15 protein-coding genes are annotated in these 22490 nt (G+C 35.7%); 12 read left to right on the top strand and 3 right to left on the bottom strand.

The window, feature by feature from the left end; all coding sequences use genetic code 11:
- Positions 1–158: 158 nt before the first annotated feature.
- From RTL21_RS02870 to ppsA, 9 genes are all read left to right on the top strand, one after another.
- On the top strand, positions 159–1454 hold the full coding sequence (locus RTL21_RS02870) for an ABC transporter substrate-binding protein (RefSeq protein ID WP_312093118.1): 1296 nt from the start codon (positions 159–161) through the stop codon (positions 1452–1454).
- Between the two features lie 78 nt (positions 1455–1532).
- Entirely contained in the window at positions 1533–2468 is a 936-nt protein-coding gene (locus tag RTL21_RS02865; protein ID WP_312093116.1) for a carbohydrate ABC transporter permease, read from the top strand.
- A gap of 1 nt (position 2469) precedes the next feature.
- Positions 2470–3339: a carbohydrate ABC transporter permease gene (locus RTL21_RS02860; protein ID WP_312093114.1), complete on the top strand. Its 870-nt coding sequence runs from the start codon at positions 2470–2472 to the stop codon at positions 3337–3339.
- Between the two features lie 17 nt (positions 3340–3356).
- Positions 3357–4031, top strand: coding sequence for a hypothetical protein (locus RTL21_RS02855; protein ID WP_312093112.1), 675 nt, complete (start codon positions 3357–3359; stop codon positions 4029–4031).
- Between the two features lie 40 nt (positions 4032–4071).
- Positions 4072–6414, top strand: a complete 2343-nt coding sequence (locus RTL21_RS02850) for an alpha-L-arabinofuranosidase C-terminal domain-containing protein (protein ID WP_312093110.1) — start codon at positions 4072–4074, stop codon at positions 6412–6414.
- Between the two features lie 117 nt (positions 6415–6531).
- The gene (locus RTL21_RS02845) at positions 6532–7752 is read left to right on the top strand and encodes a family 43 glycosylhydrolase (protein WP_312093108.1); all 1221 of its coding nucleotides are present in this window, start codon (positions 6532–6534) and stop codon (positions 7750–7752) included.
- A complete protein-coding gene (locus RTL21_RS02840) occupies positions 7749–8705 on the top strand; it encodes a glycoside hydrolase family 43 protein (RefSeq protein ID WP_312093106.1) in 957 nt (318 codons plus the stop codon). Before RTL21_RS02845 ends, RTL21_RS02840 begins: the two co-directional genes overlap by 4 nt.
- A 55-nt stretch (positions 8706–8760) precedes the next feature.
- Complete coding sequence (locus RTL21_RS02835; RefSeq protein WP_312093104.1) at positions 8761–9654, top strand: glycoside hydrolase family 43 protein; 894 nt, start codon at positions 8761–8763, stop codon at positions 9652–9654.
- 310 nt (positions 9655–9964) lie between these two features.
- Positions 9965–12553, top strand: coding sequence for a phosphoenolpyruvate synthase (ppsA, locus tag RTL21_RS02830; protein ID WP_312093102.1), 2589 nt, complete (start codon positions 9965–9967; stop codon positions 12551–12553).
- Positions 12554–12654: 101 nt separating this feature from the next.
- Here ppsA and RTL21_RS02825 read toward each other — a convergent pair whose 3' ends face one another.
- A complete protein-coding gene (locus RTL21_RS02825; RefSeq protein ID WP_312093100.1) occupies positions 12655–13566 on the bottom strand; it encodes a helix-turn-helix domain-containing protein in 912 nt (303 codons plus the stop codon).
- Positions 13567–13705: 139 nt separating this feature from the next.
- On the opposite strand from RTL21_RS02825, the gene RTL21_RS02820 reads away from it, so the two are divergent.
- On the top strand, positions 13706–14968 hold the full coding sequence (locus RTL21_RS02820) for a glycoside hydrolase family 27 protein (RefSeq protein ID WP_312093098.1): 1263 nt from the start codon (positions 13706–13708) through the stop codon (positions 14966–14968).
- 40 nt (positions 14969–15008) lie between these two features.
- On the opposite strand, the gene RTL21_RS02815 is transcribed toward RTL21_RS02820, so the two are convergent.
- Positions 15009–15863 (bottom strand): helix-turn-helix transcriptional regulator, encoded by an 855-nt coding sequence (locus tag RTL21_RS02815; RefSeq protein ID WP_312093163.1) that lies wholly within the window; start codon positions 15861–15863, stop codon positions 15009–15011.
- A 155-nt stretch (positions 15864–16018) separates the two neighbouring features.
- Here RTL21_RS02815 and RTL21_RS02810 point away from each other — a divergent pair, with 155 nt between their 5' ends.
- Positions 16019–18685: a beta-L-arabinofuranosidase domain-containing protein gene (locus RTL21_RS02810; RefSeq protein ID WP_312093096.1), complete on the top strand. Its 2667-nt coding sequence runs from the start codon at positions 16019–16021 to the stop codon at positions 18683–18685.
- A gap of 144 nt (positions 18686–18829) precedes the next feature.
- Here the strand turns inward: RTL21_RS02810 and RTL21_RS02805 are convergent, their stop codons facing one another.
- Positions 18830–19972: a glycoside hydrolase family 88 protein gene (locus RTL21_RS02805; RefSeq protein ID WP_312093094.1), complete on the bottom strand. Its 1143-nt coding sequence runs from the start codon at positions 19970–19972 to the stop codon at positions 18830–18832.
- A 508-nt stretch (positions 19973–20480) separates the two neighbouring features.
- Here RTL21_RS02805 and RTL21_RS02800 point away from each other — a divergent pair.
- Positions 20481–22235, top strand: coding sequence for a glycoside hydrolase family 35 protein (locus RTL21_RS02800; protein ID WP_312093092.1), 1755 nt, complete (start codon positions 20481–20483; stop codon positions 22233–22235).
- Positions 22236–22490 lie beyond the last annotated feature (255 nt).

The raw sequence follows: 22490 nt of genomic DNA, 5'->3' as shown, positions 1-22490 counted from the left end.
TTCCATAGAAAAAGCTTATCATAAAACCGTGAAAGCGGAAACAATATTTTCCAAAAAAGAAATATTGTTATCGAATTCATGATTCGAAAGTTTTTTTAGTAAAAAATAGATTTGCTTTTAAGATGAAAAATAGTAAAAAAATTGGGAGGTCAAACCGAATGAAAAGATGGAAAAAACTAGGTTTCACAGTATTGTTAGCTTCAACTACTCTTCTAGCAACTGCATGTTCAGGAGCCGCCAATTCTGATGGAGACTCAGCCGATGGTAAAACAACAATAGAATTTATGCACTGGGGTGGAGATGAGACTTTCGAAGGTGTTTACCAAGAAAGAATTGGAAATTTTGAAAAATCTAATCCTGACATAAAAGTGAAAACGATTACGGTAGCCGATGATTATGATACGAAGTTACAGACAATGATTGCTGGTAAGCAAGCACCAGACGTAGCGCAAGTTGCAGAAAATGGTTCTGGTTTTGCTTCCAAAAATGCATTTATTGATTTAACGGAGAAAATTAAAGAAGCAAATATTGATATTCCAGCTACTTGGGGAAGCGCAATTGATCTTTATACGCTAGATAATGAAATTTTTGGTGTTCCTGATCGTGGCGGCTCTTCTCTACTTTACTATAATAAAGTTTTATTTGATGCAGCAGGAATGGAATATCCAAACGAAAATTGGACAATCGATGATTATTACAAGGCGGCAGAAGCTTTAACAAAGGATACCGATGGTGATGGGGAAATCGATCAATGGGGAAGTACAGCAGGTGACTATCAATTAGTTTGGGGTAACTTCCTACAAGCAAATGGTGGAGCTGTTGTCGAAGATGGGAAAGTAGTGATTGATTCAGCAGAAAATCAAGCAACGATTAAAGCTTATGATGAAGCATTTAAAAAATGGAGTGTTTCTTATCAAATTGCTGAAGATAAAGTTAATCGTTTTCAAGCAGGGCTTGTCGGAATGAACATGACTGGATTCTGGGATATGAATAGTAATGCAAAAGTAATTGGAGACAAATTTGATTACGGAATTGCGCCTATGCCGATTGGAACAGAAAAAACATCTTGGTCAACTGGTAGCGCATTAACTATTTCGGCTCAATCTAGTGAAAAAGAACAAGAAGCATCTTGGAAATTTATTGAATATATGGCAAGTGAGGAAGCTCAACAATTAGTAGGGAAAGGTTTGAATGACTGTCCTGCAAATTTAAAAACATTAAATTCTGATGAGTTCTTAAATCAACAGGTAGAGGGACATGATATTGATTTAAGTGCGATTCCAGTTGCACAAGAACGTGTCGTAATTGATGGTCTATTAACAGGTCCTTGGTATTCAGAAGCAACAACAGAAGCGCGTGCAAAAATTAAAGAAATGCTATTAGGTAACTTAACTCCTGAAGAGACACTTTCTACCCTTCAAAAGAATTTAACTGATATTGTTGCAAAGTACTAATTTAGTAGAGTTAAACTTGATGTGTGAGAGATTTCATGATGAAATCCTCACACATATCTCAAGAGGGAGGACAGAATGATGGAAACAAGATTGGTGGAGGAAGCAACAATAACATCTAATGTAGCTAGCAAACAGCGTCGTATGAAAATTAATAGAAGATGGTTCTTTATCTTCATTTCTCCATGGTTAATAGGATTCCTAGGATTAACAGTAGGACCGATGATTTATTCGTTTATTATGAGTTTTACAGACTGGGATATGTTGACGAAGATGGAGTTTGTCGGCCTTGATAATTATATAAATCTTTTTAAAGACCAAATATTTCTCCTAAGTGTAAAAAATACGTTTATTTATGCGCTTATGAGTGTGCCAGTAAGCTTATTGGTTTCACTTGGTATGGCATACTTACTTAGTTTTAAATTAAAGGGCATGAGATTTTTTAGAACCTTATATTATCTGCCTGCAATTGTTCCTGTCGTTGCAAGCTCTATTTTATTTACCAATATTTTAGCGGCAAATGGATTATTAAATAAAGTTCTGGGTTACATTGGTATTCAAGGTCCTGCTTGGCTACTTGAAAAAGGAGCTGTTCTATATGGATTTGTTTTACTAGCACTTTGGGGTGTGGGAGGTACGATGGTCTTATTACTTTCCGCCATTAATAGTATTGGCGATGAAATGTATGAAGCGGCTATGATGGAAGGGGCAAGCCGTTTTAAAATGTTTCGATCCATTACAATCCCATTGATTTCACCGGTTATCTTCTTTAATTTAATTACGGGGATTATTGGATCCTTACAAACTTTCACTCAAGTATATTTATTAACAGATGGTGGACCGGATAACGCCAGTTCCATGATCGTTCCTTATCTTTATAAAAATGCATTTTCCTATTATCGAATGGGCTATGCTTCTGCTATGGCATGGGTCTTATTTGCAATCATTTTGGTTCTCTCCCTGATTGTCTTAAGATCTTCTAAGATGTGGGTATTCTACGAAGAGGAGGTTAAATAATATGTTAGATAAACATTTAAATTTACCAAAGAAAATAGTGGTGTACATTTTACTTTGCTTCTTTGGTTTCATATTATTTGCTCCATTTTTATATATGATTTCGATATCACTAGCATCTCCAGAGACGAATATTATTCAAAACTTCACTTTCTTTCCAAAGGAGTTTTATTGGAAAAATTTCATAGAGCTATTTTCTAATATTTTCGGTGGGTCTCGTCCTATTGGATTGTGGTTCTTAAATACGATGTTTGTCGTTATTTTAAGCATTATTGGACAAATATTTTCAAGTTCATTGGTAGCATACGGATTTGCTCAGATGAAATATAAGCATAAGAACAAATACTTTCTATTATTATTAGCAACAATGATGCTGCCTGCTCAAATTACGTTGATTCCAGTTTTCGTTATTTTCAGAAATTTAGGTTTATATAATACGTTGTGGCCACTAATTATTCCGCAATTTTTTGCCTCAGCATATAATGTATTCTTTACAAGACAGTTTATGACTGCCATTCCTGGTTCCCTTTACGAAGCAGCTGAAATGGACGGATTAAATAATTTCGGTATTTATCGGAAAATAGTATTGCCATTAATTATGCCCGCATTGGCGGCGATCGCAATCTTTACTTTTAACCATGCATGGGGAGATGTAATGGGTCCATTAATTTATATCTCTGATTCAAGTAAATTTACGTTAGCGTTAGGTGCAGCGAATTTATCGGCATCAACAAACCCTACTGGTACACTTAATACGTCTCTTGTAATGTGTTTATCATTGCTTTTATCGATACCACAAATCCTATTGTATTTCTTCGGTCAGAAATATTTATTCCAATTGAAATTGGGTGTAGGTAGTAGCGGAACGAAATAAGAGAAAGGGAGTCACCTATGAAAAAGGACGAGTTGTTATACAAACTCTATCATTATACTAGTTACCTTAACTATATTATTTGGTTATTTGAAGCGAATATGCTCTTTTTGCTCATGAATTTTCCCTTCGTAGTATTGATCTTTATTTTGGATATACGCTTAGGGACTTTACCTATACTTTATCTTTCATCGGTGACTCTCATTCCATCAACCTATGCTGTTATTATGACGTTGAAAAATGTTGAAACAGAGCCGAAGATTATGAAGAATTTCTTTGTACATTTGAAAATGGGATACAAAAGACTTTTTAAGCTGTCTTTAGTATTCATGTTTTTCTTGTGGATTATGGTTGGCAATATCTTTATTACAGCACAGCTGCCAAGGCTCCAAATACTCTTTTGGTTAAACATTCTTTTTCTATTGGTTCTCATTACGTTTACGATTAATTTCCTTATTGTAATGGTGAGTTGGAAGCAGACGATTAAAGAAACGGCAATCTTGACTATGAAACTAGCAATAGTAAAGTCCATTAGAAGTAATTTGAATTTCCTTATTTTAATAGGCACCTTTATTTTACTCAAGCTGTTTCCAATCTATTTACTAATGTTTGGTGCATCAGTAGCTATTCTGCTATGTATGATAAATTTTAAACCAGTAATAGATTTTGTGAATAGAAAAATAGAAGAAGCATAATTCGTATGATAATAGCTGCAATATAGAAAGAGGTATTACAATGAAAGAATTACCGGTTATCGACTTAGAGCTTGGAAAAAAAGAAGCTCCTTTGGGTGATTTGTATGGCTTGTTCTTTGAAGATTTAAATCATGCTGCAGATGGCGGTTTGTATGCTGAAATGGTTCAGAACAGATCCTTTGAGTTTTCGGAAATAGACAAAGAAGGGTATCATCCGTTATATGCATGGTTTAATGAGGATGGAAGCCCCTTAAAGTTTATTCCATTAACGATAAGGGTGTTGATGGATACACCAATTCACCCAAATAATCCTCATTACTTAAAAATCAATACGAAACAATCTCTAGCGATTGTAAATAAGGGATTTCATAATGGGATGTACTTTGAAAGAAATAAAAAATATCGCTTTTCCTTGTTTGGAAAACCAGATTGTGGTAATCCCAAAATCTCTATTGAATTAAGGGATGCTAATCATCAGACAATTGGAAATGAAGTAATAACTATTGATGGGGATAATTGGAACCGATTTGAAACCATTATTACAAGTAGAGAAACGGTTGAAAATGGTTATTTGCTTATTCGATTTGATGAGAACACCGATGTAGCAGTGGATATGCTCTCTCTTTTTCCAGTTGAAACCTATAAAGGCAGAATAAATGGATGTCGAAAGGATATTGCAGAGTTATTGGAAAGTATGAATCCAAAATTCATGCGATTTCCAGGGGGATGTTTAATTCATGATGGTAGTTTAAATAGTAGTGATCGAGATTCGATGTACCGTTGGAAGAATACAATTGGACCAGTTGAAACAAGACCTACAAGGGGGAATTCATGGGGCTATAATCAAACACTAGGATTAGGCTTTTTTGAATATTTTCAACTTTGTGAAGATTTGAAGACGGAACCAATACCTGTTCTTCCGGCAGGATTTGATCCCCATCATCAACGGGCTGTTCCGATTGAAGAACTTGGTCCTTGGATTCAGGATGCTTTAGATCTAATTGAGTTTGCCAATGGTGATATCAATTCTAAATGGGGAACAATTAGAGCAGAAATGGGACATCCCAAGCCCTTTCATATGAAGTATATTGGAATTGGAAATGAGGAAGTAGGACAAGCCTTTTTTGATAGATACGTATATTTTCATAAGGCAATCCGGGAAAAATACCCTGATATCCAAATCATCAATTCAGCTGGACCTTTTGCTGCTGGAAGCGAATATGAACGAGGATGGCAGAGTGCTCGCCAAAATGGATCTGAATTAGTAGATGAACATTATTATCAGTCTCCTGATTGGTTTTTAGCCAATCATCATCGATATGATTCATACGATTCCAACGGTCCGAAAGTTTTTCTTGGCGAATATGCTTCAAAAGATAATAAATGGTGGAATGCTTTGACTGAGGCGAGCTATATGATCGGTTTAGAGAGAAATGCTGATAAGGTAGCATTAGCGTGTTATGCTCCCATGTTAGCTAATATCGACTTTGTAAATTGGAAACCAGATATGATTTGGTTTAATCAATCCAAGGTATATGGTACACCAAATTACTATGTTCAAAAATTATTTATGAAATATCAGGGAACGCATACTATTCCTTTCCAATTAAATAACTTACCTGAAAAACAATTAAAGAGTAAAAAGTCATCAGGGGGAGATATTTTAATTAAAGGGGATGGGGCGATTATTGAGTACGATGATTTTACAATAATTGATCATTCGGCAGGTATAGAGCAACATGTGAAAAGTGGTGTAATAGAGGATATGTCTTTAGCAAAAGTAGGCATATCAGAAAGTGATAACTATACAATCAAATTTACCTTCAAGAAAACAGGGGAGAAATGGGATAAAGGCTTTAAAATCCTCTTCGGATATGAGGATAATGATAATTATTTAACGTGGGCATTAGGTGGATGGCAGAACCAAGATTGTTTGATTGATTGCATGAGAGAGGGAGCGAGTAGTGTTCTTACGCAATCTATTTGGGCAGTTGAAACAGGTGTAGCGTACCATTGCGAATTGCATGTGAAAAATAGATTCATAACAACTTATATTAATGGACAATTATTTAATGAAATAGAGGATAAGCTAACCATCATTGAACCAATTTACGCGAACGCAGTGTATGATCAAAAAACAGATGAATATTATCTGAAATTAGTAAATGTACAAGACATTCCATTTACATTTAGACTTGCGACCGATAGAGTAGAAAAACTCCGAGCGATAGAGATTTCGGGGTTACCTGAAATGTCTAATACGATTGATAATCCTAGTACCCTTGAACAGAAAGAGTACGATCTTTCTGAAACAAAGGATGATATTACAGTGCCTGCTTACGGTATTCTTTTTATTAGAATGAATGCGTGTAAGGGGACATGATTTGGTTTAAGAGAAAGACCTAAGAGATAGCAAGTCCTTAGGTCTTCTTTAATTCAACAGATGCAAAGCCATTTTATGAATTAGATTTGCTTGCTTTTCTGATGAAGGAGTGATGAGATGAGCAAAGAAAGACAATTACAGGGAATGAAAATTTCAGGTAAAGTAGCAACAATATTTGATGGGTACAACGTTCGTCTATATATTAATAGAGGTCGTTTGCATGGTGATAGGAATGCTATACCCATTACTTGGTTAGTATCTCCTGAAACATTAATAGTAGATGGTCAACAGGAAGTATATGATGTAACAAAACCGATTAATTTAACTACAAGTAATAATGGAAAAAAGGAAATTTGGAATATTACCCCCATTTTAAGCAATAATCCTGTTTTAGCAGAGGAATATGCCGATCCTGATATCATCCGATATGGTGATATGTATTATTTATATCCGACAACTGATGGATTCGTTGGTTGGTCAGGCTATCAATTAAGTGTCTTTTCCTCCAAAGATTTAGTTAATTGGACGAATGAAGGGATTATATTAGATTTAAAAAGCGAAGTCGAGTATCAAAATCAGTGCGGAAGAAAAGTTGGAATAGTTCCATGGGCAACTGGGAATGCATGGGCACCAGCAATTACAGAAAAAAATGGGAAGTTTTATTATTATTTCTGCGGGCATGACAAAAATACGCAAAAAAAAGCAATCGGAGTAGCTGTTAGTGATTCACCAATTGGTCCTTTTAAAGCAAAAGAGAAGCCATTACTAACAATGGAAGATTGTCAAAGTTCTGGAATCGAAATGGGCCAGACAATTGACCCTGCAGTGTATCAGGAGAATGATAAAAGCTATTTATTATTTGGAAATGGGCATGCAGCGATTGTGGAACTGAAGCAAAATATGGTGGAGATTATACCTGAAACTGTGAAGAATATCGAAGGTGCTGAAGATTTTAGAGAGGCAATATGTGTTAATAAAATAGATAATGTTTATCACTTTACTTGGTCTTCAGATGATACAGGAAGTGAAAACTATTCTGTAAATTATGGAATCTCTCACTCTTTATTTGGTCCAATTGACTTTAAATATAAACTCCTGGAAAAGAGAAGTGATTTGACCATTTTAGGGACTGGGCATCATAGCATTCTCTATATAGAGGAAGAAGATAAGTACTTGATTGCGTACCACCGATTTTTAACACCTCTTGGTCAAATTCAAAGTGGCTTCGGCTATCATCGTGAAGTCTGCTTTGATTGGCTAGAGTACAAGGATGGATTATTTAAAAAAGTAACACCAACACATAAAGGAATTCGTATTAAATGGGAGGGAGAACAATGAAAAAGGAGCAACCTTATCAAAATCCAATCGTATGTGAAAGGGCTGATCCATGGGTTTATAAGCATACAGATGGCTATTATTATTTTACTGGCTCTGTACCAGGATATAAGGTAATTGAATTAAGAAGAGCAAAAAGCTTAAATGAACTAAGAGAGGCAGAAGCAGTAAATGTATGGACAGCGCCAGAGAACGGATGGAATTCACGTCTAATTTGGGCGCCAGAATTACACTATATAGAAGGTAAATGGTATGTTTATTTCGCAGCATCAGGTGAAAGTGAAGATCCTTCCATTTCCATCCATCATCGCATGTTTGTAATAGAATGCTCTGATGAGAACCCTTTAATTGGCGAGTGGGTGGAAAAAGGAGTAGTGAAAACACATCAAGATAGCTTTAGTTTAGATGCAACTGTGTTTTCTCATCGTGATGAACTATACTATGTTTGGGCTCAAAAAGAACCTGCTATAAAAGGTAATTCTAACTTGTATATTGCGAAAATGTTGAATCCTTGGACGATAAAGGGAACTCCAACTTTGTTAACAATTCCTGAGTATGATTGGGAAAAAATAACCTATTTAGTTAATGAAGGGCCAGCTGTCATTGAAAGAGATGGAAAAATAATCATCACTTATTCGGCTAGTGCAACGGAGGAAAATTATGCGATGGGAATGCTGTGGGCAGATGCTAATAATGATCTATTAAACGGTTTTTCTTGGCATAAGAGTTCGACCCCAGTTTTTGAATCTTCCGAAAGTAACCAGCAATTCGGTCCAGGACATAATTCTTTTACAAAATCAGAAGATGGAGCACATGATGTCTTAATCTATCATGCACGCCCAAAAAAAAATACCTTCGATAATCCGTTGAATAATCCTGATCGACATGCAAGAGCGCAATTTTTTGATTGGAACGATGAAGGATTGCCGATTTTTGGTGAGCCGATTGCAGATTAAATAAAACCAATATGTCAATAATTCATAACTAAAATTTGTTCAAGGAGAAAGTAAAATGTCTGGCTATTTATTTACCTATTTTACTGGAGAACATAAAGATGGGGAGCAAGTGTATTTTTCAATAAGTGAGGATGGACTCCACTTTAATGATTTAAATCATGGAAAGCCCATGCTTTACTCCGATTTAGGAGAAAAAGGCGTACGAGATCCTTTTATCATTCAGGACCCGAGAAATAATAAATATTATATTTTAGCTACTGATTTGCGAATCGAAAAAGGCTTGGGATGGGTTCATGCCCAAACAGAGGGAAGCAAGGATATCATTTTTTGGGAATCAGAGGATTTAGTTCACTGGTCTAAACCCTGGGCGGTTACAATGCAAGTGAAAAATGCAGGGAATGTTTGGGCACCAGAGGCAATATTTGACGAAAGAAAACAACAGTTTCTTATTTTTTGGGCGTCCCTAACAGATGGTAAACATAAGATTTATGCATCTTATACTAACGACTTTCGAAAATTCAGCTCTCCCTTTTTGTATATAGAAAAAGAACGAGATGTTATTGATACAACCATTGTTAGAGATGGAAGCAATTATTATCGATTTACAAAGGATGAAACGTTTGGAACTATTATCATGGAGTGGTCGAATGAGCTTATAGGAGAATATAAGCAGATTGATTCTTCTATTCTGGCGGATCTATTCGGGGTAGAAGGACCGCAAGTTTATCTATTACCCGATAATAAAACTTGGTGTTTAATCGTCGATCGCTTTAAAGAAAATTTAGGCTATCTTCCATTGTTAACAACTGATTTAAGGTCAGGTGATTTTCGGATTTTAAAGGATGCTGAGTTTGAGTTGGGAATCAATAAGAAGAGACATGGTGGTGTTATTAGGGTTAATAGTTTGAATATACTTTGCTCAAATATAGAATACTATTTAAAAAAATAAATTGGATATATATGTTTGCATCCTTGTACTCATACCAATTTTATTCTGAATGGATACTTTACTTTAAAACCACCTTAACAAGCTGGTTGGACCTTTCAGACTGTAGACAAACTCGTTGAAATTTGAGGGGGTCTATAGTTTTTTTGTTATCTCCGAATGGGGAGATGATTTCCGCTACAGTGTTATTTGACAACATTAATTTCTCTTCCTGTCTTAATTATAGCATATAAAAAAAGGGTAAAATAGACTGTTTCTTCCGTTTTTCTCCTGATAAAATCAATAAAACATAAAGGAATAGGAGAGATGCAGTATGGTTTCATTGGTTCTCGATTTTCAAGAAATGGAAAAAACACAGCTCCTGCTAGTAGGAGGAAAAGGCTTGAATTTAGGGGAATTATCTAAAATTCAAGGGATAAAAGTTCCAGAAGGATTTTGTGTTACAACAATGGGATATCAAAGGGTGATCGAACAGAACGAAACGATTCCTGCATTGATGGAACAACTAAAAATGCTCAAAGTAGAAGACCGAGGACAAATTGGCGAAATCAGCGGGAAGATTCGTGAAATCATCTTCGAAACGGAAATTCCTTCTGAAGTTGTGAAAGCAGTTTCTCACTATCTCTCCAAGTTTGGCGAGGAGCATGCTTATGCAGTACGTTCAAGTGCGACTGCTGAAGATTTACCACATGCCTCTTTTGCTGGTCAACAAGACACCTATTTAAATATCATCGGAAAAGAAAGCATTCTGCAGCATATCCGCAAATGTTGGGCATCCCTATTTACGGATCGTGCTGTCATCTACCGGATGCATAATGGATTTGACCACAGCCAAGTGTATATATCCGTTATCGTTCAACGGATGGTATTCCCACAGGCGTCTGGGATTTTATTTACCGCTGATCCGGTTACTTCAAATCGGAAACTTTTATCAATCGATGCTAGCTTTGGACTTGGAGAAGCATTAGTCTCTGGCTTGGTCTCTGCTGATGTTTATACAGTACAGGAAGATAATATCGTTGAAAAGAGAATTGCAACCAAGAAATTTGCAATCTATGGACAAAAAGAAGGTGGAACAGAGACCCAGCAGATCGCAACGGATCAGCAAAAGACACAAACACTGACTGATCCACAGATCTTAGAACTTTCCCGTATTGGAAGGCAGATTGAAGCTCATTTCGGCCAGCCACAAGATATCGAATGGTGTTTGGTTGACGATACGTTTTATATCGTTCAAAGCCGGCCAATCACAACACTTTTCCCAATCCCTGAAGCAAATGACGTGGAAGAACACGTTTACCTATCTGTCGGTCACCAACAAATGATGACTGATGCCTTGAAACCCTTGGGATTATCTTTTCATCTCTTGATAACTCCTGCACCTATGCGTAAAGCTGGTGGAAGGTTGTATGTGGATGTTACACCTATGCTGGCTTCACCTGAAAGCAGAAACATGCTATTAAATAACATGGGGCAACATGATCCTCTCATGAAGGATGCGCTTATGACCATCATAGAACGAAGATCGTACCCGAGTGATCAACAAGTACCGAGTCCTAGCAGAAACAATATTGATTTCCAGGCGCAAATCGAAAATAATCCAACAATCGTTTCTGATTTAATGAAGAAAAGCCAAACATCGATAGAAGCATTAAAACGAAATATCCAAACGAAAACCGGATCAGATTTATTTGATTTTATTGTCGAAGATATTCAAGAATTAAAGAAGATTTTAATGGACCCACAAAGTACTGCAGTATTTATGACTGCGATAAATGCTTCACATTGGATCAATGAAAAAATGAATGAGTGGTTAGGTGAAAAAAACGCAGCCGATATTCTTTCGCAATCTGTACCAAACAATATTACTTCGGAAATGGGTCTAGCATTATTGGATGTAGCAGATGTAATTCGTCCTTATCCAGAAGTAATTGAATTTTTACAGCATGTAAAAGATGATCACTTTTTGGATAAGCTGATTCAATTTGAAGGTGGACAGAAAATAAAGGAAGCAATAATTGCTTTTCTCAACAAATACGGGATGAGATGTACTGGTGAAATCGATATTACTAGAACTCGTTGGAGTGAAAAACCAATTACAATTATCCCGATGATTCTGAGTAATATCAAAAACTTTGAGCCGAATGAAAGTAATCGGAGACGTGAACAAGGACTTCGTGCTGCATTGGAAAAAGAACATGAGTTATTAGATCAATTGAGGCAATTGCCGGAAGGGGAACAAAAGGCAAAAGAGACCAAACAAATGATCGATCGTATTCGAAATTTCATCGGGTATCGTGAATATCCAAAATACGGATATGTTAGTCGTTATTATGTTTATAAGCAGGCGTTACTGAAAGAGGCAGAACAACTTATAAATTTGGGGGTTATACTGGAAAAAGAAGATATTTATTATCTTACTTTTGAAGAACTTCATGAAGTCGTACGCACTAATCAACTGGATTACTCAATTATCACGAAACGAAAAGACGAGTACAAATTATATGAAAAATTAACTCCGCCACGCGTGATTACATCAGATGGCGAAATCATTGCAGGTAAGTACCAACGAGAAAATATTCCTGCCGGAGCGATTGTCGGTCTACCTGTTTCATCTGGTGTTATAGAAGGAAGAGCGCGTGTTATTTTAAACATGGAAGAGGCCGTTCTAGAAGAGGGAGATATATTAGTTACCGCGTTTACGGATCCTAGCTGGACACCATTATTTGTATCCATTAAAGGTCTAGTAACTGAAGTGGGAGGGCTGATGACCCATGGGGCAGTAATTGCACGGGAATATGGCTTACCAGCGGTTGTTGGTGTAGAAAATGCTACCAAATTGATTAAAGATGGGCAAAGAATTCGTGTGCATGGAACAGATGGGTATATCGAAATAGTGTAAATTAGATAGTTAAGTATCAGGTAAACGCTGTTGACTAACGCAACAGCGTTTTTCTGTGTATATTTTTAATTGTTTTTTTGTCTTTTCCAAATTTGGAATCTTTATTTCATTTTAGATAAAGACCAGTTGTTATGATCATCTAATCTTAGTTGCCCGTTAATAGTGGAACTTTCAAGGGTTTGTCCATGAAGCTTTCTGTAATCTCTAGGAGGCATAGAAAAATTTTTCTCAAAGGTATTGCTGAAATACTGTCTGCTATTAAAACCTGCTTGAAAGGCAATTTCTGTTATACTTTTATTGGAGTTGATTAGTAAGAAGCAAGCGCGTTCAAGTCTTTTTTTAGAAATAAAATCTCCGATAGAATAGCTTGTATAATCTTTGAAAAGTTGGTGGAGATAAGACTTATTAATACCAACTTCTTCGGCGATTTTTGGAACACTGAGTTCGTCTTCTAAGTTAGCTTGAATAAATGCTATTGCTTTATTTATATAGCGCATTCCTTTCGCACTCTTTTCCGTAGCAAGTGAGTGAAATAGTTCCAATATCATTCTTTGAAAGAGGATATTAGTTAAAAATGTAATTTCAGAGGTATCTGAATTAGCATTGGTCATTAGATTAATTAAGTCTTTAATTGCGTACCCTAAACTTCGAGAATCGTTTGATACAATAAACATGGGCTTTATTAACGAAATTTCTTGATAGGATACAGAAGCATTCTTTAGGGGCTCCAAATCAAAGTCATTAATATCCGTTCCGACTAAGAACTCTATATTTAGTATGGTACATTGTTGGTTTACTACTAATTTATGAGGAATGAAGGAATCAAGAAAAATAAATTCTTTTTCCTTTAATATAAATTTTTGATCATTAACTGTTATTTCACAACTTCCTGTCGTCACATACATAATTTCACAGGAAGCATGATGATGTGTACCCATATTAAAATTTGCTAGATTAAGAGCATAAAATGCAGTTAGTTTTGCGTAACGATATTCTTTCTTATAGATACTCATCTTTTCACCTTTCTCAATAAAATATGCGACAATATCTTTCTTTTTGCCCTTCTTTGTAGAATAGGTTAAATCTTTTTTCTTCTATTATTGTATCATTTTTAATGAAATCGTTATCAATATATTTTGGGGTGAAAAACATATGACATTTTTAGATTTTGCTAAGACTCCGCCTATGGGCTGGAATAGTTGGGATTGTTATGGAGCTTCTGTTAGAGAAGAGGAAGTGCGAGAACACGCTTTATTCATGAGCGAGCATCTTAAGCCATTTGGATGGGAGTACATCGTAGTTGATATCCAATGGGCAGAGCCAGAAGCTAAATCAACGAGGTATAATCAATTTTTCCCGTTAAATATGGACGAATATTCAAGGTTAATTCCTGCAGAGAATCGCTTTCCTTCCTCTAAGCAGGGACAAGGCTTTAAGGCTTTGGGTGAATACATTCATCAATTAGGATTGAAATTTGGAATTCATATCATGCGTGGAATTCCACGGCAGGCTGTTCATCAAAATACTGCTATTAAGGGAACAGATAAACGAGCTAGAGATATTGCGATGAACAATATTTGTCCTTGGAACTCGGATATGTATGGAGTTAATGTGGATATGCCTGAAGGACAGCTTTATTATGATTCTTTAATGGAGCTTTATGCTTCTTGGGGTGTTGATTTCATTAAAGTGGACGATATTGCTTATTCAAGATTATACGATGATGCCCATAAAAAAGAAATCGCGGCGATTCGTAAAGCAATTGATAAAACAAAACGACCGATTGTTCTTTCTTTATCTCCAGGACCTGCACAACTTAAAAATGGAACGTTTTTGCAGGAGCATGCCAATATGTGGAGATTAACCGATGATTTTTGGGATCATTGGGATGCTTTATATCGCATGTTCGATCGAGCAGAGGAGTGGGTGTCCTATGTTCGCCCAGGAAATTGGCCAGATTGTGATATGTTGCCATTAGGACATATTGGGATTCGTGCTGTTGATGGAGGCGGGGGAGATAACTGGACAAGGTTCACAAAGGATGAACAGTATTTGCTAATGAGTTTATGGACTATTTTCCAATCCCCATTAATGTATGGAGGGACATTGCCAGATATTGATGATTTTACGTTAAGCTTATTTACAAATGAAGAAGTCCTAGATATGTATCAAACACTAACTTATCGTCGCCAAGTTTATCGTGATGATAATTGGATCGTTTGGGAAGGCCGTAGTGAACATAATGAATACATTGCCTTCTTTAATGTAGGAGAATCTAACCTGGAGATTCCGAGAGAGCTAGCTAATAGATTCGTTGGAGCGAATAAAGTAGTGCGAGATTTATGGGGGAAAAAAGATATTCGATTGGAAGAAAAAGTAGTAAATGCTCATAGCGCAATTTTAATTAGAAAGTAAGAAATGAATAGAAACCTAATGTATATATTTAATAGGGTCATTAGGTTTCTTTTTCATAATTAGCATTCTGGGTATTTGCTGTCCCTCTATAAAAAGAAGGAGATACCCCTTCTAATTTTCTGAAGATCCTAGAAAAGTATTTTTCATCCTGATAGCCGCATTCGTAGGCTATTTCTTTAATGCTTTTAGTTCCACTTCTTAAGGCTTTTTTTGCATGATTAATTCGCAGGTCATTAACGTAGCTAGTAAGCGTTTTATTCGTATTTTTAGCAAAGAAATGGGAGAAATAGGCTGTGTTATAGCCGAAATAATTGGCAGCTTCTTCCACACTAAATGGCTGCATATAATGGTGATTTAACCAATCGATAATGTAAAGAACTAAATAATTTACATTGTTATCCTTATCAGATGTTCTCTGATTCGTTATTCCAGAGATGGTTAATAGAATACTTGTAGTTAACGAATCTAATAAGTGCTGGGAATGCCAAGTGCTTTTCATCGTTTCTATCAAGTGATCAACTAACGTGACAATTTTTGTTGTAGGAAACGTATTTGAGTAGAAAGGATCTTTGGGATGATGATGGATAATAGAAAAAAATGAGCTATTGTCAGCGGCATCAATGGTCATAGTAAAGTGAATCCAATAAAAGGATAGCATAGGAAGGGAATCACGTGTCCCTTTAAACCTTAAACCGGGAGGAATAATTAAAATATCTCCTGGTTTCAATGCAATTTCCCTATCATCAAATGTAAGATAAAGTGTGTGTTTAACACCAATTAATAACTCGTAATCAGGATTAGTACGAACGGCATGGTGCCATGGTTCAGTAGAGGAAAATAAACCAGCGACCTTAAAATGAAAGCGTTCCTCTGTATTTGAATGGGATAAAGTCATAATATTCACCTTAAAATCTATTAAAATAGTTTTTGTCCACCATATCAATTATTATTCTAACGACATATTTCTATAAAAATTATATATTTATTTTGTGGGGACATCAATATAAAGCTGCTTCCTAGTTTCTATCTACTATAAGGAGATGAGAAAAAATGCAAGCGATTCCAACGAATCAGATAATTATTATGGATGAAGAATTACGAAGAGCGCAAAATAACTGTGTTCATTACTTACTATCGCTTGAACCAGAGCGATTTCTTTATGAAATCTATAAAGTTGCAGAGTTAGATCCACTTACAGAAGAGGGGTACCAAGGGTGGGAAAGAAGTGACAAAATGAATTTCCGTGGACATTTCTTTGGTCACTACATTTCTTCTCTTTCACTGGCACTGGGAAATGTTAAAGAGGAAGAAGTTAGAACGAAACTACTTGATAAATTAACGATTGCTGTAAAAGGTCTTAGAAATGCTCAAATCGAATACGGGAAAAAACATCCCACTAGTTATGGCTATGTATCTGCATTTAGGGAAGTAGCATTAGATGAAGTGGAAGGATTGCCTGTAGATCCTAAGGAAAAAGAAAATGTACTTGTCCCTTGGTACAATTTGCATAAAATTTTAGCAGGCTTAACCGCAGCATACGAAGCATTGCGAGTTACCTCTCCTAACTTGGCAATGACAGCTTTAGAAACCGCTAGTGCGTTTGGAGATTATGTTTATCAGCGTATGCTAACAATGCCAAATAAGGAAAAAATGTTAACAATTGAATACGGTGGGATGAATGACGGTTTATATCAATTATTCTCCCTTACGAAAAGAAAAGAACATTTGATTGCTGCAAGTTATTTTGACGAAGTTCATTTATTTAAGGAATTAGCTGATGATAAAGATGTACTTGCAGGCAAACACGCAAACACGATGATTCCGAAGTTTATTGGTGCACTGAAAAGATATACAACTTTACAAGTTACTGAATCGGCTGGTCTTCTCTCACGAAAAGAGGTAGAAGAGCTACCTGTGTTTTTAAAGGCAGCAGAAAATTTCTGGGATATTGTTATAAAATTCCATACATATAGCACCGGGGGAAATAGTCAGAGCGAACATTTCCATGAAGCAAATACATTATTTAATGATGCAGAGATCAGAAATGGGGATTGCACTTGTGAGACATGTAATACCCATAATATGCTGAAATTATCGCGGGAGCTTTTTAAAGTTACTGGTAATAAAAAATATCTGGACTATTATGAGAAGACTTATATCAATGCGATTCTTGCCTCGCAAAATCCAGACAACGGCATGATGATGTATTTTCAACCAATGGGAGCTGGGTACAATAAAGTTTATAATCGCCCATTTGATGAGTTTTGGTGCTGTACAGGAACAGGGATAGAGAGTTTTTCCAAGTTGTCTGACAGCTTCTATTTTGTGAAGGAGAATACAGTTTTCGTGAATCTATATTTTTCAAATGAGGTAATTATTCCAAATGCTAATGTGAAGCTAATTCAACAGGTAAATCGGTCAACCGGCGAAGTATCCCTTCTCTTTAGTAAGCAAGAGGATACTACGTTTGAGCCCATTAATCTACGTTTACGGCAACCAGAATGGGTCTCGAAATATCAAACATTTAACATAAATGGCATAGAGCAGACGATTCAATCGACAAATGGTTTTTGGGAAATAACTGTAGAGGAAGAGGCTCATATCGAGTTTACCCTTTATTATCGTATAAAACTTATTAGTGCAAATGATAACAAAGACTATATCTCACTGAATTATGGGCCGTACGTTTTAAGTGCACATCTAGGGCAAAATAAAATTTGGGAAGATATGCCGAACGGAGTATTAGTTCGTGTCGCCACAAGGGATCCGTTAGCAATCACAACATTAACTACAAAAATACCAATAGATGAATGGAGAAGCGATTTATCCTTAAGACTAGAAGAAGTGAAAATGAAGGATAAACTCATTGCTTTTAAGGTGAAAGATATTGAAGAAGATTTAATCTTTTCCCCCTATTATCAAATGCATGGAGAAAGATATGGGATTTATTTTCAACTGCAAGAGAAGGATTCAGAAGCTGCTCAATCTGTCATCAAAAAACAAAAAGAAAGAGAACGAGAAAATAGTCTAATAATGGATCAGCTATTTAATTTTGACGATAACAATTCCGAATATGCCAAACATTTAGAAAAAGAAAAATCAACGGTAAGTAGTTGGTGGGGACATCGATATCGAGTTGCTGAAAGAAATGGTGAATTCAGTTATTTATTTCATGTTGATCCAAGTGTTTCTGAAATCTTTTTAGAATTAAAGTTCATAGCGGAAGACGCAGGGAAGTCCATTATTGTAAGAATGAATGAGGAGACCGAAGGGGAGCGAATGATTACCGTTCCAGCAGTTTCTGAAAAGGGTTTACTATCTGTAAAGCTTGTAATCGAGAATAAGTGGAAAAAGGAGAAAATGAAGCTAACATTTAGGGCACCTAAGGAAGAAGAGAGTTGCCGATTATTTGGCATAACGCTACGTAATTCTCTATCTTATTCCAATGTGGCCAGTATTAAAGGAATTAAAATCAGTGGAGGGATACTAGTACCGTATTTTAATCCTAATACAAAAATGTATATGGTTAAAAAGGAAACAAATAAAATTTTGGCTAAGATAGATGCTGATCCTGCTGTTCTTGTATATGTTAACAATATTTTAATTGATGAAAAACAGCCAAGGGATATAACGGATACTGCAGAGATTAAAATTACTACTGTAGCTGCAGATCGGGAAACGAGCTTGGAATATACTTTGAAAATAGAGAACAGTTGAGTTATGGTAGTATAATAGAAGAATTAAATAGTGAGCGGATTTTGGTAGGTTGCTAGTTGGAGAGACGCTATTCATAAAAAACATCTGACCTCTACATGGAAAGTATCTGAGAGGGCAGATGTTTTTTTGTATATATCAAGCTAGTTACCAAATGAATAGACCTTGTTTGCTCAATGTTAATAGTGCTTCAAGGTAGAAATAATCTCCGTAAATAATAGGATATTCATGGTTCCGTTCGTGGTAAGCAGCTGAACAACGCATTAATAGATTATCAGTATCCGTATCAAAATTACAACTTTTCTCAGTTAAAGCATGTAATAGCCTTAAGGCAGCGTTTATATATTGTTGGCTTTCTTCTGCATCTTCTACTAAATCAGCAATTTGAAGCAAACCACAAGCAGCAATCGCAGCAGCACTATCATCCTGCCACATTGGCTGGTCGCTTGATGCACAAAAATCGATTGGAATTAAACCATTTTCAGGTATATTGGAGATGAAATAATCTGCGACTTGCTTAGCTGTTGATAAAAACTGGTCTTCCTTCGTATGATGATAGCTTAAAGCAAAACCGTATAAAGCCCAGGCTTGCCCACGAGTCCATGCAGAACCATGTCCTAGACCTTGGCCGCCGTGTGATTTTAGATATTCTCCAGTATGAGGATTGAATTCGATGATATGCTTTACGGAACCATTTGGACGGACAAGATATTTTTGGGCAGTGAAGGCATGAGCCATTGCTATTTGTGAAAAGCGAGGATCCCCACTTTCTTTTGTAGCCCAATAAAGTATCGGAAGGTTCATTAAGCAATCAACAATGGCAAGGCCACTTCGATTGGTGGAATCATCATTCCATGCACGTATATATTTTCCGTTCAAATTGAATCGACCTGCTAGGTTACAAGCAGCTAACATTGCACGGTTTGCAGATTCTTGATTTTCGGTGAGAAAGTAGTTAGCTAAAGCCGTCGGTCCCCACTTGAATCCATTGTCATGATCAAGCTTATCAGAAAGCATTAAATTTCTATCAAGCTTCTTTTCTAGTACTTCTGCATTTTCCTTATATATAGGTTCTTTTGTAAGGTTATAAAGCTGCCACATTATTCCGCCCCAAAAGCCATTCGTCCACCAAGCAATATCTGTGTTTGTCCAGTCATCAAACTTACCGTCTGGAGTTGTGGTGTATGGAATCTTATCTTTATTACTATTGGCGACAATATGCATCTTTTTTTCAACTTTTTGTAAAGTGTTAATAACCCATTGTAATTCATTGTCAGCAATCTTCAGCATATGACTTTACCTCTTTTCAATTGTTTAATTAAATGTAAGGGGGCATTTCTAAACAACAGCATTATGACCATGGAAATAGAAAAGTTCTAGAGTTGGATCAATCAAAAGGATATAAATAGTAGAAGAATTATCATTTTATAGAAAACTTGGTGAGCTCATTTGTTATTTAGAATTTATCTGAATCATTACAATGTAAACGATAACATAATTTGGTTGTTTTTGCCTAGTTTTTTCTCTATTTTTTACTAAAAAATAATTTGTTGTTTCCAACATATTTCGATTTATTTATTATTTTTAACCCCATCAAACACTGCTACATTGTTACTAGTTTGGGGAAAGGTAAATGATAAATTTCAGTCGTTTTCTAAATGCCTTACTGTTTCAAAATCTTATATTATTTAGTTTACCTTCTTATACAATTTATGTGTGCGCGTGTTTAAAATGAGAAATAAATGAAAGATAGAAAAAATAAACGAGTGTTTACTAAGTAAATGGAGAGGTGCGTAAAATGAAGAAGTTTGAAATAAAAGATGATTTTTATATGGATAATCAGCCCTTGAAAATTATTTCAGGAGCTATTCATTACTTTCGTGTGGTTCCAGAATACTGGTTAGATCGATTAGAGAAATTAAAAGCATTAGGATGTAATACCGTAGAAACCTATGTTCCTTGGAATTTACATGAACCCCATGAAGGAAAATATGATTTTGAAAAGCGATTGAATTTACGTAAATTTATTCAAACAGCTAGTAATATAGGTTTATATGTGATTCTTAGGCCAGCTCCATATATTTGCGCGGAATGGGAATTCGGAGGATTGCCATACTGGCTAATTAAAGATCAAAGTGTGAAAGTTCGTTTTGATAATCCAAAATTTATGGAAAAAATCAATCGTTATTTTACACAGCTTTTTCCAGAAGTAGTAGATCTGCAAATTACAAATGGTGGCCCTATAATCCTAATGCAAGTGGAAAATGAGTACGGTGGTTATGCCAATGATAAAAATTATATGGAAAGAATGGCGCAAATGATGAAGGAACATGGAGTAAATGTTCCGTTAGTTACCTCTGATGGTCCTTGGGGAGATATGTTAGAAAATGGCTCTATCCCTGAAACAGCTTTACCAACTATTAATTGTGGTTCAAAAGTAAAGGAGCATTTTAAACGACTTAGAGCATTTCATGGAATGAAAAAGCCACTAATGGTGATGGAGTTCTGGATTGGTTGGTTTGATGCATGGGGGGATGAAATTCATCATACGACAGATGCAGAAGAATCTGCACATGAGCTAGCTGATATTTTAGAAGAAGGGTCAGTGAATATTTACATGTTCCATGGGGGGACAAACTTTGGCTTTACAAGTGGCGCTAACTATTATGAGAAACTAGCACCAGATGTAACTAGTTATGATTATGACGCTTTATTAACAGAATGGGGAGATATCACCCCAAAATATCGTAAATTCCAAGAAGTAATTGCGAAATATACCACTTTACCTGAAGTGCGTTTTTCAACAGAAATCCAAAAGATTGCTTATGGGGAATTAAAGATACAGGCGAAAACATCTTTATTCCATAATCTTGATAAAATTAGCAAAAGGTTTCATCATAACTATCCACTAACAATGGAAGCATTAGATCAAGGAACTGGATATATTTTTTATCAAAGTCAAATTGGCAAGGCACGTCCAATTGAAGATTTTCGCTTGATTGAATGTATGGATCGTGCCCAAATTTTTATCAATGATAACCATTTAGCCACTCAATATGATTTAGAAATTGGACAGAAATTAGAGTTTGAATTAACAGAGTCAGATAATCAATTAGGGATTCTTGTGGAAAATATGGGAAGAGTCAATTATTCGGTAAAAATGAATCATCAAGAAAAAGGGATTCGCGATGGTGTAATTATCAATGGAGCTTTCCAAAGTGAATGGGATATCTATGCTTTACCAATGGATAATCTGAATCAACTAGACTTTGAAGCAGCATGGCAATCAGGACAGCCAGCTTTCTATCAGTTTACATTTAATGCTTCGACTATTGGTGATACTTTTATAGATTTAGAAGGATGGGGGAAAGGTTTTGTAACCGTCAATGGATTTAATATTGGACGATTCTGGGAAAAAGGACCGCAACAACGTCTCTACATTCCAGGCCCTCTCTTAAAGCAAGGTGAGAATGAAATTATCGTTTTTGAATCAGAAGGAAAAATAGGAGAATGTATTACTTTAATGGATTTACCTAAGCTTAGTAAAGACTAGGTTGTGATGAGAGTAAACGATTTTGAGACTCCGTTATCAGTTAGCGATTTATTCTATTTATCTATGCCATTAGTAGGAGTAAAGTAATTATTATACTATCAATATTTTACTGAAAATATTGATAGTATTTATTTTTTATAGTAGTTTTTTAGTAAAAATAAGAAAAAGTATTTACTTAAATCCTGATGTTGCATATTATTACATTAATGTAAGCGTATTCTTAATTAAAGAAATGAGATAAGAGTCGATAACGTG

The organism is Niallia sp. (assembly GCF_031978665.1).
Classification (GTDB): Bacteria; Bacillota; Bacilli; order Bacillales; family Cytobacillaceae; genus Niallia.
The sequence above is the reverse complement of the archived record's forward strand: the minus strand, read 5'-3'. Positions and strand labels throughout refer to the sequence as shown.

Bases quoted from the DNA above. Each gene is read 5' to 3' on its own strand.
- RTL21_RS02870 (WP_312093118.1), top strand. From the start codon at position 159: ATGAAAAGATGGAAAAAACTAGGTTTCACAGTATTGTTAGCTTCAACT.
- RTL21_RS02865 (WP_312093116.1), top strand. From the start codon at position 1,533: ATGGAAACAAGATTGGTGGAGGAAGCAACAATAACATCTAATGTAGCT.
- RTL21_RS02860 (WP_312093114.1), top strand. From the start codon at position 2,470: ATGTTAGATAAACATTTAAATTTACCAAAGAAAATAGTGGTGTACATT.
- RTL21_RS02855 (WP_312093112.1), top strand. From the start codon at position 3,357: ATGAAAAAGGACGAGTTGTTATACAAACTCTATCATTATACTAGTTAC.
- RTL21_RS02850 (WP_312093110.1), top strand. From the start codon at position 4,072: ATGAAAGAATTACCGGTTATCGACTTAGAGCTTGGAAAAAAAGAAGCT.
- RTL21_RS02845 (WP_312093108.1), top strand. From the start codon at position 6,532: ATGAGCAAAGAAAGACAATTACAGGGAATGAAAATTTCAGGTAAAGTA.
- RTL21_RS02840 (WP_312093106.1), top strand. From the start codon at position 7,749: ATGAAAAAGGAGCAACCTTATCAAAATCCAATCGTATGTGAAAGGGCT.
- RTL21_RS02835 (WP_312093104.1), top strand. From the start codon at position 8,761: ATGTCTGGCTATTTATTTACCTATTTTACTGGAGAACATAAAGATGGG.
- ppsA (WP_312093102.1), top strand. From the start codon at position 9,965: ATGGTTTCATTGGTTCTCGATTTTCAAGAAATGGAAAAAACACAGCTC.
- RTL21_RS02825 (WP_312093100.1), bottom strand. From the start codon at position 13,566: ATGAGTATCTATAAGAAAGAATATCGTTACGCAAAACTAACTGCATTT.
- RTL21_RS02820 (WP_312093098.1), top strand. From the start codon at position 13,706: ATGACATTTTTAGATTTTGCTAAGACTCCGCCTATGGGCTGGAATAGT.
- RTL21_RS02815 (WP_312093163.1), bottom strand. From the start codon at position 15,863: ATGACTTTATCCCATTCAAATACAGAGGAACGCTTTCATTTTAAGGTC.
- RTL21_RS02810 (WP_312093096.1), top strand. From the start codon at position 16,019: ATGCAAGCGATTCCAACGAATCAGATAATTATTATGGATGAAGAATTA.
- RTL21_RS02805 (WP_312093094.1), bottom strand. From the start codon at position 19,972: ATGCTGAAGATTGCTGACAATGAATTACAATGGGTTATTAACACTTTA.
- RTL21_RS02800 (WP_312093092.1), top strand. From the start codon at position 20,481: ATGAAGAAGTTTGAAATAAAAGATGATTTTTATATGGATAATCAGCCC.